Raw genomic sequence first — 16,078 nt, forward strand, 5'->3', positions numbered from 1 at the left:
GTAGCATGAATTAATTCATATAAAGTGAATGTTTTTACCAGTAATTAAGATAAGGTATTGCAAAAAATCAAAAAATAAAATTAATAGAATATACGATAAAGTTCGATAAACCGTGACAGAAAATAGCTGTTCCCCAATCGCCTGTATGATAATAAGTTATCGCGTATGCTAAGCCAGAGCAAAAAAGTTGTAATGTATCGTAGGAAAAAGAATATCCATGTGCGAGCGCAAACAATAAGCCAGTGATTAATATTGTAAAAAATGGATTAAAGCTTTTTAGGATTCCTCCTTGTAGGGCTCCTTGCCACAACAACTCTTCTAAAAGAGGAGATATAAAGATTAATGTCACCATTAAAATGGGAGCTAGTCTAGATTTTGAAATCATGAATAATTCTGTATCATTGTCATTAGTTTTACTTATTAGAGCTATGTAAGATTGCAGAACTTGCGATAGCATGGCTAAGCAGGCAGCAAAACTATAATTCTTTACCAAGTTGGTTTTTGAAAAGATTGGTTTATGATTTAAAGAATGATAAAAGATAGTGACAAACCATAATATAATTATTGTGGAGAATAAAGTAATACCTATATGTAATAAGAAATTAAACTTAGTTGGAGTTTCTCCAGGTAAAAAAGCTTCTCCTAGAGTTGGAATTTGAATAAGAATAAAAAGCAAGCCAAATATAATTAATTTGCATATTAGTTTTAGTAATTGCTTAATCAGGTTAGCCATAATGATTTCCTCTGTACTTTTTTATACTTTTGAAATATATAAAACTCATACAAAAAACCGCCATTTCAGCGATTTTCTTAGATTACATATTGGTTACTAAAAAGAAAATAATGAAAACTACTAATAGGACATACATCATCGGCGAGACCTTTTTAGGTTGCTTAGCAGCAATCATCGTAATGGGGTAGGCAATCATACCTAGTGCTAAGCCGTTAGAAATACTGTAAGTGAGCGGCATACCAACAACGGTTAAGAAAGCAGGTAAGGCAATTTCAAACTTATCCCAGTTAATTTTCTTTAAGTTGCCAGCCATTAATACTCCAACAATAATCAGAGCCGGTGCGGTAACCGTAGTTGGGATTACTGCTAATAAAGGACTAAAAATCATGCTAATCAAAAAGAAGATACCAATAAAGACAGCAGTTAGGCCGGTGCGTCCACCCATCGCGATTCCAGCGCTTGATTCAACTGAAGTTCCCAGTGGTGCGGTCCCAAGAACTGCCCCTTCCACCATTGCTAGCGAATCTGATAAAAAGGCGTGACCAATGCGTGGTATCTTACCATTTTGGTCGACCATGCCTGCTTGTTCCGTCATTCCAATTAATGTGCCGGCAGTGTCGAAAAAGGTTACTAATAAAAAGGTTAGTACTACGATGAATAATTGCGGTGTGTTAATATCTTTTAGATGGAAAACCGCTTGTCCAAAGGTTGGAGTAATACTAGGAGGCATGGAAATGATTTGACTAGGCAAAGGAATTTGCCCAATCACAATGCCAAAGATAGCTGTTACTACCATGCCAATGAAAATTGAACCAGGGATATTCATTGCCATTAAGATAACAGTTAGCACTAGGCCAAATAAAGTGATCCAGACGGCTGGTGTATTAAACTTACCTAAAGCAACTAAGTTTGAATCACTATTGACGATTAATTTACCGTTTTGCAAACCAATAAAGGCGATAAATAACCCAATTCCAGCAGAAATAGCATATTTAAGATCCTGGGGAATAGCATCCACAACTTTTTCTCGTAATTTTAATACCGTAATTAAAATAAATAATACTGAGGCAACTAGCACAGCCGCTAAAGCAGTTTGCCAATTTATATGCATACCGCCGCAGACGTTATAGGCAAAGAAAGCTGCGCTGCCAAGTGTTGGAGCTAGCGCGACCGGGTAATTCGCAATAAATCCCATGAGGAAACAGCCAATTGCAATTGAAACGGCTGTAACCGTAAATGCTGCTCCTTTATCAATACCAGCTGCGTGCAAAATGTTCGGGTTAACAAAAAGGATGTAGGAGAGGCTGACAAAAGTGGTTAATGCAGCGATTAATTCACGTTTGACAGTGGTATGAGCATCGTTTAAATGAAAGACTTTATCTAGTGTCGACATTTTTCCTCCAAAAATAATAAAAATACAAAAGTTAACTTATTTAGTATATAACTAAAACCTAGTTAATTGCCATATCTTAGTTGGAAAATATTTCCTAGGAAATATTCTTAAAGAAGGATAAACAAAAAGCAAGGCTTTGGCTGACCTTGCTTTTGTTAATAATTAATCTTTTAGAAATTTAAAACCCAAAGGAAGAAGATAAAGACGACAAAGAGAATCCACATCATTGGTGTGACTTCTTTTCCACGTTTGGCAGCCAGCATACAAATTGGATAGGTAATCATACCTAATGCTAATCCATCAGAGATTGAATAAGTCAGAGGCATACCAATTAAAATCAGAAAAGCTGGTACGGCAATTTCCATTTTATCCCAATGAATATGAGCCGTATTTTGAGCCATTAAAACGCCGACAATGATTAAGGCAGGTGCAGTTACGTGAGTTGTGAATAATCCAATCAATGGACTAAATACCATTGAGATTAAGAAGAAAATGGCCACAAAAACTGCGGTTAAGCCAGTTCTACCACCAACGGCAATTCCAGCACTTGATTCTACAAAGGCACCAACTGGGGAAGTACCAAGAATTGATCCAGCCATCATGGCGGTAGAATCTGATGCTAAGGCTTTACCAACTCGAGGCATTTTGTTATCTTTCATAAAGCCAGCTTGTTGAGCTAGACCGATTAAAGTTCCAGCTGTATCGAAAAAGGTAACTAATAGGAAAGTTAAGACAACTACCCACATTTGTAAGGTATTGATATCTTTAACGTGAAAAACAGCTTGACCAAAAGTAGGAGCAATACTTGGTGCCAAAGAAACGATTTTAGTTGGCAAAGCAATTTGACCGGTAACAATTCCGAAAATGGCCGCTAAAACCATGCCGATAAAAATAGCACCAGGGACGTTCATGATCATTAAAATAACTGTGATTAGTAAACCAAAAATGGTAATCCAAACAGCTGGATCATGTAAAGAACCTAAGCCAACCAAAGTTGATTTATTAGCGACAATTAGCCCGCCATCTTGTAAACCTAAAAAGGCGATAAACAGCCCGATTCCGGAAGAAATGGCAAATTTCAAGTCAGCTGGAATAGCGTTGATGATTTTTTCTCGTAATTTAAACAATGTGATCAAGACAAAAATGATTGAAGCCACGAAGACAGCTGCTAATGCTGTTTCCCATGAAACATGCATACCAACGCAAACCGTGTAAGCGAAAAAAGCATTAATTCCTAAAGCTGGTGCTTCACCAATCGGATAATTGGCAACGATCCCCATGATGGCTGTACCTAGAGCGCTGGCTAGGGCAGTAGAAGTGAAAACGGCGCCTTTATCCATGCCACTCGCTCCCAAGACACTTGGATTAACGAAAAGGATATAGGACATACTGATAAATGTAGTTAAGCCAGCTAAAAATTCCACTTTAATACTAGTTTTATATTTATCGAGTTGAAAATAGCTCTTAATAAAGTTCATTTTATTTCTCCCAGAAATTTAATGTTCGTGTTTTTAAAATAAATTTACAACTATTATAGTTTATCACGACAAAAAATAAATGCAAATCCGAATTATAGAGAGAAGCATTCGCTTATAAAACAGCATCTGCATTACCAGAAATTACGCTGCACATTGACTACTAACCAAGCTAGTCGTTAAAATAGCTTTAAGAGTAAAAGCAGTAGACTTGTTAAGGAGAAAAAATGAATAGATTGATCTTTTCGGATATTGACGGCACGCTACTCAATTCAGCTTTAAAAGTAACGCCTAAGACCCGTGATGCTTTACGTAAACAGATTATTAACGGCAATGTATTCATTCCGGTATCTGGGAGAATGCCGCAAGCAATAATGACTGCAGCTGGTCAGGTTACTAAGGTATGCCCACTGATTGCTTATAATGGCGCGTTAGTGCTAGATGAAATGGGGCAAGCACTGAATTCCCAATTTATGACAGCAGCTAAAGCATTAGAAATTTGCCAATATGTCGAAAAAAAGGATAATGGAATTGCTTGGAACGTTTATAGTGGCTATGACTGGTATTATTCCCCAGGAAATAATCGTTCTTTAGTTGAACAAGAAGAGCAAATTGTTGGCTTAAAGGCTACTGCAACCTCGCTTGAGCAATTAAAAGATTTGCAAGGTGTCCATAAAGTCTTGTTAATGGGAGCTCCACAGCGCTTAGATGAGGTACAAGCAGACCTAGCATCCCGTTATCCTGATTTATATATCGTTAAGTCGGCGCCTAATTTACTTGAAGTAATGATTAAGGAAGTCTCTAAAGGGCGTGGAGTCGAAATAATGGCTGAGAGTTTACAAGTAGAATTAATGAATTGCTGGGCTTTTGGGGACAATTATAATGATGAAACTATGTTGGAAACAGTGGGACATCCAGTTTTGATGGCTAATGCACCAGCTGATTTAAAAGAGAAGTTTCAGACTACCACCTTAGATAATAATCATGATGGCATTGCCGCTACTTTGGCAAAGTTTTAGTTATTTGGCAAAAGAGGAGAATTGGCATTGTTACCAAACCACTTACGATTAATCTTGGCTAGAGTTCCATTTTTGGCTAGCTTATCAAGTCCCGCATTGATTTTACGTTGAAGCGTATGATCACTTTTGCGCATACCGACGCCAAAAGCGTCTTTGGGAAAGGCTCCCTTAACGGAAATAAAGTTGTTGGGATCTTTTTGACGAGCAATATAATAGTCAGAATATGAACTATCAATTAATAGCCCTTGAATACGGCCCGCGTTAAGATCAATAAAGGCATTGGTGAATGAGTCATATAACACGGGATCATGGTCTTTAATACGATTTTTAAGCACTTTTGGCTGCGCCATAATGTCATTATAGCCAGACGAACCGGTTTGCGCACCTAGGGTTTTATTGGTCATATCAGTATAAGTTTTAATTTTGTTTTTGCGTAGGGAAACCAGAACTTGTTCTGAATATAGATAAGTCTTACTGAATGCGACTTTAGCTTTACGAGCGGGAGTCTTAGTAAAGCCATTCCAGATAAGGTCAATAGTACCATTTTTTAATTCAGTGGTATTCATTGACCAGTCGATTGTTTGAAAACTGACCTTGAGACCATATAATTTAAATACAGCCTTAGCCAGGTCAATGTCATAGCCAACTAGCTTGCCGTTTTTCTGCCGAAACCCCATAGGTACAAAGGTATCATCAACGCCGATTGTAACGTAACCGCGTTTTTTTAAGCGACTCCAATTGTCGGCTTGATTAGCACGCTTGCCAACAGAAACATCACTGCAGCCAGTAAGAGTTACAGCTGTAATGATTAGGATTAATAGGGTAAAGAGATTTTTACGTTTCAATTATTTTACCCCCTTTTGGTCGAGAGCCTCGACTGTAAAAATTTTATCGGCGACTTCCTGAGCAAAGTCCAGATCATGAGTCACTATGATTTGGGTCATTTGCTCTTCTTTTTGCAAGTTTAAAATAATCTCGGCGACTGTTCCGCGTAATGCAGGATCAAGTGCAGAGGTAGGTTCATCATAACAGAGAATTTGGGGTTTCATAGCTAGAGCTCGTGCAATAGCAACTCGTTGCTGTTGACCTCCAGAAAGTTGTGACGGATATAAGTTGTTTTTACCAATTAAATTAAGCTTTTGCAATAGTTTGGTCGCTTGGCCTTTTGCTGTTGCCTGGTCTTCTTTTAAAACTAGTGTGGGAGCCAAAGTAATATTTTCCAGTACCGTTAGGTTAGGGAATAATTGATAATCTTGAAAAACAACTCCGATAATTTGCTTGCTATCAGCTGGATTTGCAGGATTAAACGTCTTGCCGTCCCATAAAAATTGACCGCTATTAATTGGCTCAAGTCCGCTAAGGCAGCGCAGTAAAGTAGTTTTGCCAGCACCAGACGGTCCAACAATGGCTAAAATTTGACCATTAGTAATCGTCAAATTAAGCTGGTTTAGAATGATTTTTTTACCAAAATTTTTAGTAATATTTTTAAGTTCTAACATATTTTCACTCCCCCTTAGTTCCATTTACTGAAGCTCTGTTCCAATTTTTTTAGTAGGTATGATGCAATTCCAGTCATGAATAAATAAATTATTCCAACTAGTACTAACGGAATTAAGGTAACATCTCTTGCAGTTGCCACGTTCCCAGCACGCAGCAGATCGCCAAGCCCAATTACGTAAACTAGTGAAGTGTCCTTAACTAAATTAATGATTTCATTACCAATTGATGGGATTACGATTTTGACTACTTGGGGGATAATGATATGTTGCAGTGTTTGCAGCTTTGATAAACGTAAGACACGGGCGCTTTCATATTGACCAGTGGGAATTGCTTGAAAACCGCCGCGAAAGATTTCGGCAAAGTAAGCAGCATAATTAAGGATAAAGGCAAACAGTGCCGCATCATAACGTTGAAAGATGATACCCATGATTGGCAAGCCATAGAAAATAAAAATTAGCTGCAATAATAGTGGTGTACCCCGCATGATCCATACGTAAAATTTAAGTATCAGCCGCAAAGGCTTAAAATGGGAGAGCAGGCCTAAGCTGATAACTATTCCTAGTGGGATAGAAATAATTAGAGTCCAACAAAACAGGGACAGGGTCATTTTGGCACCTGAGAGTAATGAAGGCATGATTGAAACGATATAGTCCATAACTTTCTCCTTGTGATAAATAAAAAGCGTCCTCTTAAGCTAGATAGCTTAAGAGGACGCTTTGACGTTGTTCCACCTCAATTTGTTATTTACTCACGTAAATAACCTCAACCAGTTCGAATATTGCCATAAAAATGGTGATATTCGAATTGGAGCGATAACGGGACTACCGGAATTTCCTAATAATAGTAAGTAAAAAAAGCCGCCATCTTAGACATAGTGTCTAAGAGGACGACTTAACGCGGTTCCACCTCAACTTCGTTGCTTACTCACATAAGCAACCTCGAGCAGTTTAATAATTACTATTAAACTGGAAGTGATAACGGAACTACCGGAATTTCTTACTGATTCAGAAAAACGGTTCGCAGGTGTGATTCATGTTGGTACTTGGTGTCTTTACAGCAACTGACACTCTCTAAACAAGTCCATAACATTACTAGTCTGCTCATAACCTTTTAAATTTATTTTAATTATAGTCACTTACACCAAGAAGTCAAGTATTTATTTTTTATTACTAAAAAAGCTATCGTTAAGATAGCACTTCTAGTTATTCCGTAAGTTTGACCCTAGTTGATTTGTCCCAAGAATCAGGTAACTTGCCAACTTCCTTGAGTTTAGCCACAATTTGATCTAAAACGACTTGACGATCATCTTCGTCGGTCATAAAGTCAAGTTGATCGCCATCAATTTCCATCTTCGGTGAATAGTCATATTTTTCGTACCAAGGCTTATAATAACGCAAAAGCCGTTTGTAATAATCCTCAAGAGTAGCATCATAACTCAACTGCTCATAAGGACGGCCGCGTTTTTCAATTCGCTTGAGCATAGTTTCGTATGAAACGTTAATATGGACAAGTAGGTCGGGGTTTTCTTTTGGCATATGATCGAGTTCGCCCATCATATTATTGAGCAACTCATAATATGTGTCGACCTCTTCTTTGGTTGCACGTCCGATATCGGCATTCATTTGGAAGAATAGAGCATCTTCATAGATGGATCGATCTAAGACATTGTTATCTTCTGTTAGAGCATCTTTAATGCTGCGGAAGCGAGTATTTAAGAAAAATACTTGCAGCAAAAAGGCATACTTTTTAGGATCGGCATAAAATAGCGGCAAGACAGGATTGTCATCAACGCTTTCATAAAATGGTTTAGTTCCTAAATAATTAGCTAAAATACTGGTTAAACTGGATTTACCGGCTCCAATTGGCCCGCTTAAAACAATAACAGTCATCACGTTCCTTCTTTTATAAATTTCCTAGTTCGCGTAATTTATTATCAATTTCGCTTAAAACTGCTTTTTTGGCGTCTTCATCAACGATAAAGTCATATTTATCGCCATCAATTTTAATTTTTGGTGAAGCATCATATTCTTCATACCAAGGCTCATAATACCGAATTAAACGCTCATAATAGTCTTTTAAACTGGGATCAGTACTAATTTGTTCAAATGATCGACCACGCTTCTCAATCCGTTTGAGCATTGTTTCAAGCGAAACATGAATGTAAATAAGTAGATCAGGCTTTTTACTTGGCTTGCCAGGAACATCTTCCATCATGTTCTCGAGTAAGCTGTCATAAATCTTAAATTCGGTTGGATCAGCAACTTTATTTTCTGCATTCATCTTGAAAAAGAGCGCGTCTTCATAGATTGACCGATCTGAGACGCTGTTTTTATCCTGTACGGCTTGATTAATCTGCGCTAACCGATGGTTCAGCAAGTAGATATTAAGTAAAAAAGTATATCGCTTCATATCTTGATAATACAAAGGTAAAACGGGATTGTTATCCACGCCTTCATAAAACGCTTGTGTCCCTAAATGCTCAGCTAGAATACTGGTTAAACTGGATTTACCGGCTCCAATTGGCCCACTTAAAACAATAACTTGAATCACGTTCTTTCTTAAAAATACAACATGTAGACTCTTATTTAGTTTAATACGAGATGTAGTGGTAAACAAGGAAAAAGTTAATTTTAAGAATTCACAATTTGTCAAGTGATTTTGTATAATACAGTGAAGAAAATATCCAAGTTATCAGCTTCACAATAAAAAGCATCAAGTTTAGACTTGATGCTTTTGCTAATGTTACACGTGAAACCGATGAGTTACCGCCAGTTAACTTCTGTGTATGTCATATCAGCAAATTTAGTCGATTGATACTTATCAGCTAAGTCTTTAGTGGTGAAGTATTGATTATAAACCTTGCCTGTTGTTGGATCAGCTTCGAAAACCACTTTGATGGTTTGATCATCAACTTTTTCGTTGCGAACAGCATACGCGTCACCGTCAGCAGTTGACTTTTCGGTTGGTGAGCTCAAGATAGTCCATTTAACGCCGTTAATTGTTTTGGTAGTACCACGCTTGACGTTCTTAAAGGTCTTAGCATGTTTATTCTTCCAACTCTTACTCATTTGCCATGGGTACTTTTTAGTGCCTTTAACTTTACCAATCACTGCTACTTTGGCTGTTTTACCAGTAGCAGGTAGGACTAATGAAGACTTATGGATATTCAATGGCTCAGGAGTTAAATTGTTATTGCTATACCATTTACCTTGTAAATCTTTACTAAATTTGAAGGACTTGCTGATACCATATTTTTTATCCTGCTTTTTCTTTGAAACTTGGCTAGTCTTAGCTTTCTTTGCACTAACATCAGCTGTAAACACACTACTAGTTAGTCCCATTGCAGCAACAACTAAGCCTAAAAGTTTAACCGTTTTTTTCATAATATTCCCTTTCTACATTATAAACAGTAGCTATTTTATGCTTTAATTATAACTTATAAGGTTTGGCATTGACAATATAAAAGTAAAACTTTTATAACGATATGGTAGAATCTAGATGAAGGGAAGTGCTTGAATTGGAAACCAAAGTATTGGTAGTTAGTGGTATCGCAGCAAGCGGAAAGACTAGTTTGATTACCGCTTTAAAACAAATATATTTAGAGAGTAAGGTGCTATCTTTTGATGACTATGACATTGATCAATTAAGTACTACTCCAAGCATTAAGACACCACTAAAAAAAGCAATTAATCAATATGATATCAGTGAGTTAATGCTTGATTTTAAGCAGAGTTATCACCAAATTCCACTAATTTTACTTGACTTTCCTTTTGGATATTGTCATCAAGAGTTAAGGCCATATATTGATTGGGTAGTTTATTTGAATACACCACTTGATATTGCTTTTGCACGTCAATTAATTCGAGATGAGCAGTCGAGCAGTGCTCAAGAAATAATTAACTGGGCAAAGACATATTTATCTCAGGCAAGACCATATTTTGTTGATAATCAAAGGTATGTAGCGCAAAGTGCTGATTTGATTTTAGATGGTACAGCTTCAATTGCTGAAGAAGTAGCTCAAGTTAAAAAATTAATCGAATAAGCTAATGTTTTACATGGAACAAAACTTGTTGATATATTAAAAATTCAGTTTTTGATGTGTTTACTAATTAAATGAAAAAGCCAAACAAAACTTGAGATAACTACTACATAGGCAATTATCGTATCAAGATATTCAGTTTTAGGTTCTTTTGCCAGTTCAACTATTGCTACGATTAGCATAGGGATTATAAAAATAAGATAAGGGACCCATTTATGTTTATTTGCAAACTCACGTGCCTTATATTCTATTCCTAAAGATTTTTCATGATTAAATTTTCTAATGTGGTTATTTATAATTTCAATTAAACATTCAACTATCCATAATGGTACTGAGAGACCATGTAAATTTATAATACCAAATATATCGGCAAAAAGAATCACCAAAATCATGACTAGTGCCCAGTTTAAATCTTTTGAAATTACTTTCAATTCTTTTGCAACATCTTTTTTCTCTAAATATTCACGCATTCCTGTATCCTCCTTTAATAATGTATCAAGTGAGATTTGATAGTAATTACTTAACTTGATAAGACTCTCTATGTCGGGATAGGTCTTTTCATTTTCCCAGCTAGAAATCGTTTGTCTGCTCACAAAGAAATATTTTGCGACTTCTGTTTGAGTTAAGTTCTTAGCAATTCGCGCTTGTTTTAAGTGCTCACCAAATTTCATTGTTTATTCCTCCCGAATTACTATTAATTATGAATAGTTTGGGAATTAAAATAAGCAGAGATTCCTTGCATTATTGCTAGTTAAAGGAAATATTTCCCAGGAAATAAAAAAGATGTGGTACATCGGCACCACACCTTTTTGGTAATTTAATAAGCAAATTATTTAACTCTTTGTTGTTCAGCTTTTTGTTCTTTATTTTCTTTTTGCTTCTGGTCAAGTTTTTCTTTTTGATCATCAATCTTGTCTTCGGCAGTCTTAGTTGCTCCTGAGAGACGATCCTGCAGACTAACTGAATCTTTTTCATGTTGTTTTTTAGTCTTGATGTCAACGACAGTTACGTTAACTTCAACTGTTTCAAGGCCAGTCATGTCTTTAATTTTATTGTAGATTTTTTCTTTAATTTCATCATACAACTTAGTGATTTGTACACCGTATTCAGCGACAATATCAATGTCAACTGCTACTTGCGTTTTACCAACTTCGACGTTTACACCAGAGGTAACATCATCATTGTTGACGATTTTATCAGTTAAATTGGAGAAGAAACCACCGTCGACAGTTAGCAAGCCTTTGATATCTGAAAGGGCAATACCAACTATTTTTTGAACTACCTTAGAATCATATTTTAGATCGCCTTTAACTGTTTGCTTTGGATTTGTTTGTGCCATTGTAAAAAAACTCCTTTCGAATAGTTATTTATTTTGTAACTTTTTTAGAATTGGCCAGTAATGACCAATGAGACCGCCACATACTAGCATGACAATTACAAAAATAGTTTTGAAGAATCCCAGTCCTAAAAAGCAAAGTGCTAATAATATCCCGATAACTGCACCGCTTATTTCTGGGAGGTATTTTTGCAAAATTTCTTTCATCTCTACCTCCTTACTGAACGCGCTTTTCAGGCTTTTCTGAATTGTGATAATTGGTAAAATTAATCTTAATTTTTGGCTTTTGCTCAATACCTAATAGTTGCTTTAGGTTACCTTTTAGCTGCTCAAGATAATTGTTGAGTAGATTAGCAATATCTTCACCTGCACCTAAATCACCGCTGACTTTAATCTTAACGTGACGTTTGGTCAATCGTGATTCGACTTTAGCGTTGCTTAGATAAGGAACATCTGCTAAAGAATTCAAAACGTAGCCGTTGATTGCCTTACTTGTAACTTTAACTTGACCGGATCGCTTATGGATCAAATTAAAGTTTCTCTGAGTTGGCCAAAATAGTAGAACAATTATGCCAATAATTAAAATCACTAGCACAAGTGCGCTAATACCGATTAGATACCAAGCAAATATTGGATCAAGTTTTCCTAAGTGGGGCAGGCTAAGCTGCAAGTACTTTTGCCAAACTGGACTTGTTGCCCACAAAAGGTAGATTGGAGGTGGCAATAGTAGAATTGAACCTACAATCAATAACCATTTTTTACTTCGTTTCAATTTATCACATCCTTTCAACCTTTATCTTGATTCTAATACGGACTATTTTAACAGTCTAATAATATGCGCTAATAAGTATATGCTTTTTAGTTGATACACTTTATAACAAAAAAAGATGCATTACTGCATCTTTTAATTAATTATTTAATTTGCTGGCTGCTGCTTCATCAACAATGACTGTTACGTCATTATGTTTTTGTAAAATTGAAGCCGGTACTTCTTCAGTAACTGGCCCTTCAATCATTTGCTTAACAGCATCAGCTTTGTTTGCACCAAAGGCCATCAATACGATCTTCTTAGCTGACATAATGTTGGCGATACCCATGCAGATTGCAGAAGTAGGTACTTCAGTAATATCGTTGAAGAAACGGGAATTGGCTTGAATCGTGTTATCAGTTAACTTAACTTCATGAGTGACAGAATCAAAAGCAGTCCCAGGTTCGTTGAAAGCGATATGTCCGTTTTGTCCGATACCTAAAAGTTGAATATCAATCGGGTTTTCTTTAATAATTTGATCGTAATCAGCTGAGGCACCTTCTGGGTCGCTAGCGGCCTTAATACCATCAGGGACATAAGTTTTTTTGAACGGTTTTTGGTCAAATAAGTGTTTCTGCATGAAGTAGTGGTAACTTTGATCATTATCAGGTGTTAGACCAACATACTCATCCAAATTAACACTGGTTAAGTTACTGGTATCTAAATCACTGTTAACCAATTCTTGATAGAGTGACAATGGCGTAGAGCCAGTAGCTAATCCTAATACTTTGGCACCGTTATTGATACCTGCTTCAAAAACTTTAAATGCTTGAACACCGCCAGCAGCTGCGTCCTTAGTAGTGATAATTTTCATAAATTCTCCTCCTTGTAATTGTTAATTTTATTATAAATTGGTATATGCCAATTTGTCAACTAGCAATTGTTGCAGAAAAAGAAATTTAATTTTTTGAATCAACCCAATAAACACGGCCGTCATCAGTTCGTTGTAATAAGTTGCTTTCAACTAAGTCGCGCCGTCTGGTAACATAATCATCAATGTACTGCCGCAGTAACAGATTGACCTCTGGTTCTGAATATTTTTGACCAGGTGTAAATTTGCTAGCTAAGTATTTTAAGATTAATTCCCGCTTTTTGGCTTTACCTGGCCATGTTTTGACGAAACCATCATTATCTAAGTAGCGACTAATAATGTTTTGCTCTTGCTCATTCATAATAATATGTCCTTTCTTAATTTAATGCAGCATAGCACAATTTGGTAAAATAAAAAAGCGCAATCAATGCTGTTTCATGTGGAACATTAATTGTGCTTTTTAAAATTATCTTATTCGCTTCTTAATGCAATTGCTGCATCTTTCTTAGCGGCTAGTCTTGCCGGAATATGTCCACCTAGCAGAGTTAAAATCGTTGAAATAATGATTAAAACTAGAGCATGAGTTGGATTGAGTTGAGCAACATTGGATAAGCTACTGATGTTATAAAGTACACTATTGATTGGGAAAGTCAATAGGTAGGCTACACCAACTCCAAGTGCCCCAGAGAAAATTCCTAAGATAAAGGTTTCAGCGTCAAAGACACGAGTAATATCTTTTTTACGAGCTCCAAGCGCCTTAAGAACACCGATTTCCTTAGTACGTTCAAGAACAGAAGTGTAAGTTAGAATACCAATCATAATCATGGAAGTAATCAATGAAATTGCTGCAAAGGCTACTAATACATAAGTGATACCGTTAAGCAGGCCACCAGTCATTGTTGTAACGGCACTTGACATGTCGGTATAAATAACTTTGTCATCTTTAGCTTTGCCCTTGTTCCATTTATCGAGGTACTTCAGGACTTTGTCTTTAGCATCAAAGTCAGTTGGATAAATCATAATGCCAGTTGGTGTACTAGAACCACCAATAGTTTGCATAACTTGCTTCTTTTCAGAAGATTTCATCTTTTGGCCAGTTAAAACATTCGAGTTTGTCTTCTTTTGAGCTTTAACAATATCTGACTTTTTATTAGTTTTAATTATTTTTTTGGTTAATTTGTCACTATAAGCAATTCCCGAAGATAAAGGAGACAGTGAATCCTTGTTCTTTGGCCGAATAACTGCTACTAAATGTAACTTAGTTTTCGCCTTATTGTACATTGTAGAATTGATTTTTTTAGGAACAAACATTCCAGTCGGTAATTGTTCGTAGAAATCGTTATTATCAGCGACTCTAAATTCTTGTCCGATTAACTTGTTGAACTTAACTTTTTCATTAGCTTTGACTTTGAAGCCAAGGTTCTTTAAAGAATTAATATTAACGGTGTTGCGGCGATCGGCGACCAGTACGATATCAGTTGCTTTCTTCGGCCAAGAACCAGATAGTAATTGGTAATTTTCCTTTAGAACTGAACCTTTTCTATTGTTTAGTTCAGTTGGAAAGACTGATGAACCAGCGCCAAGTGCACTAATTGCTTGGGAACGAATATTGGCAATCGATTGTTCACTATCTTGAGCATTTTGCGAGAAAGTAACAGCTTTGGTTTTACCGTCGACTTTGCCCAATAAGTTCAATTTAACAGCTCGCTGAAAAGAAACATTGTTGGCATAATCAGGATTAATCTTTTTAACGTATTTCACGTATTCAGGGGTAATCTTATTTTGTCGTGACGTTTCTTGATTGAGGTCTTTTTCAGCAGTTAAATAGCCTTTATTTTTAGCAGTTTTGTCTGTGTCCTTAATCTTAGTCAAAGCTGTACCATCAATCGCAGTTTGATTAATTGAAACTGGATATTTAGCTAATGCCTTACTCATGGTATTGTCAATTTGCTTTTGAAAACCATTAGAGATAGCTAGAACAATCGCAATTGAAATAATTCCGATGCTTGAGGCAAAGGCGGTTAAGATCGTTCGACCTTTTTTAGTTAAAATGTTGGTAAAACTAAGTTTAATTGCGTTCCAATATGACATCTTAGTGCGCTTTAACTTGAACGTGTCTTTTTCTTCTTTTGGATTATAAGGATCAGAATCATTCAGAATTTTACCATCTTGGAAGTTAACAGTTCTAGTGGCATATTCGTTAGCAAGCTCCGGGTTGTGAGTTACCATGATAACTAAACGATCTTTTGACAAGCGTTTAATTAATTTCATGATTTGTTCAGATGTTTCGGTATCTAATGCACCAGTTGGTTCGTCACAAAGTAAGATATCTGGGTCATTAGCTAATGCCCGAGCAATAGCTACCCGTTGCATTTGTCCACCGGATAATTGGTTAGGGCGCTTATTAACTTGTTCTTTCAAGCCAACTTGTTCTAAAGCAGCCTGTGCACGTTCATGGCGTTCTTTAGTTGGAACACCAGATAAATTCATCCCTAATTCAACGTTATCGATAATTGAAAGGTGAGAAATTAGATTGTAATTTTGGAAAACGAAGCCGACAGAATTGTTGCGGTATGCATCCCAATCGGTTTCTTTGAAATTCTTGGTAGATTTACCATTAATAATCAGGTCACCACTATCGTATTGGTCAAGTCCACCAATGACGTTTAGCATAGTAGTTTTACCGGAGCCGCTTGGCCCTAAGATAGCTACGAATTCCTGGTCACGAAATGAAATGGAAACATCGTCAAGTGCATGGGTGATAGTATCACCAACATGATAGGACTTTCGTAAGTCTTTTAGTTGTAACATATTGTTTATCGCTCTTTTCTTTATATATACATTGATAGAAACAAGTCTAACATGGATAAAACAGTGAAGCTAGTGATAATTGTTAAGATCAGTTTAAGTTTGAAGCTAAAAAATATCCAAATTAAAAACCAACTACAAAAATAGTTGGCTTTT

Annotated in this window: 18 protein-coding genes and 1 other annotated feature; of the genes, 2 read left to right on the forward strand and 16 right to left on the reverse strand. The window is 36.4% G+C overall.

What is annotated here, in order from left to right; genetic code table 11:
- Positions 1–67: 67 nt before the first annotated feature.
- The 3 genes from OZX59_RS06310 to OZX59_RS06320 form a co-directional block, all read right to left on the reverse strand.
- A complete protein-coding gene (locus tag OZX59_RS06310; RefSeq protein WP_277125325.1) occupies positions 68–733 on the reverse strand; it encodes a type II CAAX endopeptidase family protein in 666 nt (221 codons plus the stop codon).
- An 82-nt stretch (positions 734–815) separates the two neighbouring features.
- A complete protein-coding gene (locus OZX59_RS06315; protein ID WP_277125327.1) occupies positions 816–2,126 on the reverse strand; it encodes an NCS2 family permease in 1,311 nt (436 codons plus the stop codon).
- A gap of 170 nt (positions 2,127–2,296) precedes the next feature.
- Positions 2,297–3,604: an NCS2 family permease gene (locus OZX59_RS06320; protein ID WP_277125329.1), complete on the reverse strand. Its 1,308-nt coding sequence runs from the start codon at positions 3,602–3,604 to the stop codon at positions 2,297–2,299.
- A gap of 224 nt (positions 3,605–3,828) precedes the next feature.
- On the opposite strand from OZX59_RS06320, the gene OZX59_RS06325 reads away from it, so the two are divergent.
- The gene (locus OZX59_RS06325) at positions 3,829–4,620 is read left to right on the forward strand and encodes a Cof-type HAD-IIB family hydrolase (RefSeq protein WP_277125331.1); all 792 of its coding nucleotides are present in this window, start codon (positions 3,829–3,831) and stop codon (positions 4,618–4,620) included.
- Here OZX59_RS06325 and OZX59_RS06330 read toward each other — a convergent pair.
- The 6 genes from OZX59_RS06330 to OZX59_RS06355 all read right to left on the reverse strand — a co-directional run bounded on the left by OZX59_RS06330 (position 4,617) and on the right by OZX59_RS06355 (position 9,503).
- Entirely contained in the window at positions 4,617–5,465 is an 849-nt protein-coding gene (locus tag OZX59_RS06330; RefSeq protein WP_277125333.1) for an amino acid ABC transporter substrate-binding protein, read from the reverse strand. The genes OZX59_RS06325 and OZX59_RS06330 overlap by 4 nt on opposite strands.
- Entirely contained in the window at positions 5,466–6,119 is a 654-nt protein-coding gene (locus OZX59_RS06335) for an amino acid ABC transporter ATP-binding protein (protein WP_277125335.1), read from the reverse strand. It abuts the gene before it with no gap.
- Positions 6,120–6,133: 14 nt separating this feature from the next.
- A complete protein-coding gene (locus OZX59_RS06340; protein WP_277125337.1) occupies positions 6,134–6,775 on the reverse strand; it encodes an amino acid ABC transporter permease in 642 nt (213 codons plus the stop codon).
- Between the two features lie 224 nt (positions 6,776–6,999).
- Positions 7,000–7,233, reverse strand: a binding site (T-box leader).
- A gap of 89 nt (positions 7,234–7,322) precedes the next feature.
- Positions 7,323–8,009: a deoxynucleoside kinase gene (locus tag OZX59_RS06345; RefSeq protein WP_277125339.1), complete on the reverse strand. Its 687-nt coding sequence runs from the start codon at positions 8,007–8,009 to the stop codon at positions 7,323–7,325.
- Positions 8,010–8,022: 13 nt separating this feature from the next.
- Entirely contained in the window at positions 8,023–8,670 is a 648-nt protein-coding gene (locus OZX59_RS06350; RefSeq protein ID WP_277125341.1) for a deoxynucleoside kinase, read from the reverse strand.
- A gap of 212 nt (positions 8,671–8,882) precedes the next feature.
- Positions 8,883–9,503 carry a hypothetical protein gene (locus OZX59_RS06355; RefSeq protein ID WP_277125343.1) on the reverse strand — a complete coding sequence of 207 codons (621 nt, stop codon included), beginning with the start codon at positions 9,501–9,503 and terminating at the stop codon, positions 8,883–8,885.
- Positions 9,504–9,637: 134 nt separating this feature from the next.
- On the opposite strand from OZX59_RS06355, the gene OZX59_RS06360 reads away from it, so the two are divergent.
- On the forward strand, positions 9,638–10,162 hold the full coding sequence (locus tag OZX59_RS06360) for an adenylylsulfate kinase (RefSeq protein ID WP_277125345.1): 525 nt from the start codon (positions 9,638–9,640) through the stop codon (positions 10,160–10,162).
- 44 nt (positions 10,163–10,206) lie between these two features.
- On the opposite strand, the gene OZX59_RS06365 is transcribed toward OZX59_RS06360, so the two are convergent.
- The 7 genes from OZX59_RS06365 to OZX59_RS06395 all read right to left on the reverse strand — a co-directional run bounded on the left by OZX59_RS06365 (position 10,207) and on the right by OZX59_RS06395 (position 15,925).
- Complete coding sequence (locus OZX59_RS06365) at positions 10,207–10,830, reverse strand: helix-turn-helix domain-containing protein (RefSeq protein ID WP_277125346.1); 624 nt, start codon at positions 10,828–10,830, stop codon at positions 10,207–10,209.
- Between the two features lie 158 nt (positions 10,831–10,988).
- Positions 10,989–11,498, reverse strand: coding sequence for an Asp23/Gls24 family envelope stress response protein (locus OZX59_RS06370; RefSeq protein WP_277125348.1), 510 nt, complete (start codon positions 11,496–11,498; stop codon positions 10,989–10,991).
- A gap of 24 nt (positions 11,499–11,522) precedes the next feature.
- Positions 11,523–11,702 (reverse strand): DUF2273 domain-containing protein, encoded by a 180-nt coding sequence (locus OZX59_RS06375; protein ID WP_277125350.1) that lies wholly within the window; start codon positions 11,700–11,702, stop codon positions 11,523–11,525.
- A gap of 10 nt (positions 11,703–11,712) precedes the next feature.
- Positions 11,713–12,267 carry an alkaline shock response membrane anchor protein AmaP gene (gene amaP / locus OZX59_RS06380; protein ID WP_277125352.1) on the reverse strand — a complete coding sequence of 185 codons (555 nt, stop codon included), beginning with the start codon at positions 12,265–12,267 and terminating at the stop codon, positions 11,713–11,715.
- Between the two features lie 136 nt (positions 12,268–12,403).
- Complete coding sequence (locus tag OZX59_RS06385; protein WP_277125354.1) at positions 12,404–13,117, reverse strand: glucosamine-6-phosphate deaminase; 714 nt, start codon at positions 13,115–13,117, stop codon at positions 12,404–12,406.
- A gap of 85 nt (positions 13,118–13,202) precedes the next feature.
- Positions 13,203–13,475, reverse strand: a complete 273-nt coding sequence (locus OZX59_RS06390; protein ID WP_277125356.1) for a DUF2087 domain-containing protein — start codon at positions 13,473–13,475, stop codon at positions 13,203–13,205.
- Positions 13,476–13,585: 110 nt separating this feature from the next.
- Positions 13,586–15,925 carry an ABC transporter ATP-binding protein/permease gene (locus tag OZX59_RS06395; RefSeq protein ID WP_277125358.1) on the reverse strand — a complete coding sequence of 780 codons (2,340 nt, stop codon included), beginning with the start codon at positions 15,923–15,925 and terminating at the stop codon, positions 13,586–13,588.
- Positions 15,926–16,078: the final 153 nt, after the last annotated feature.

It is taken from the genome of Lactobacillus sp. ESL0681 (assembly GCF_029392835.1).
In the GTDB taxonomy this organism is placed as follows: domain Bacteria; phylum Bacillota; class Bacilli; order Lactobacillales; family Lactobacillaceae; genus Lactobacillus.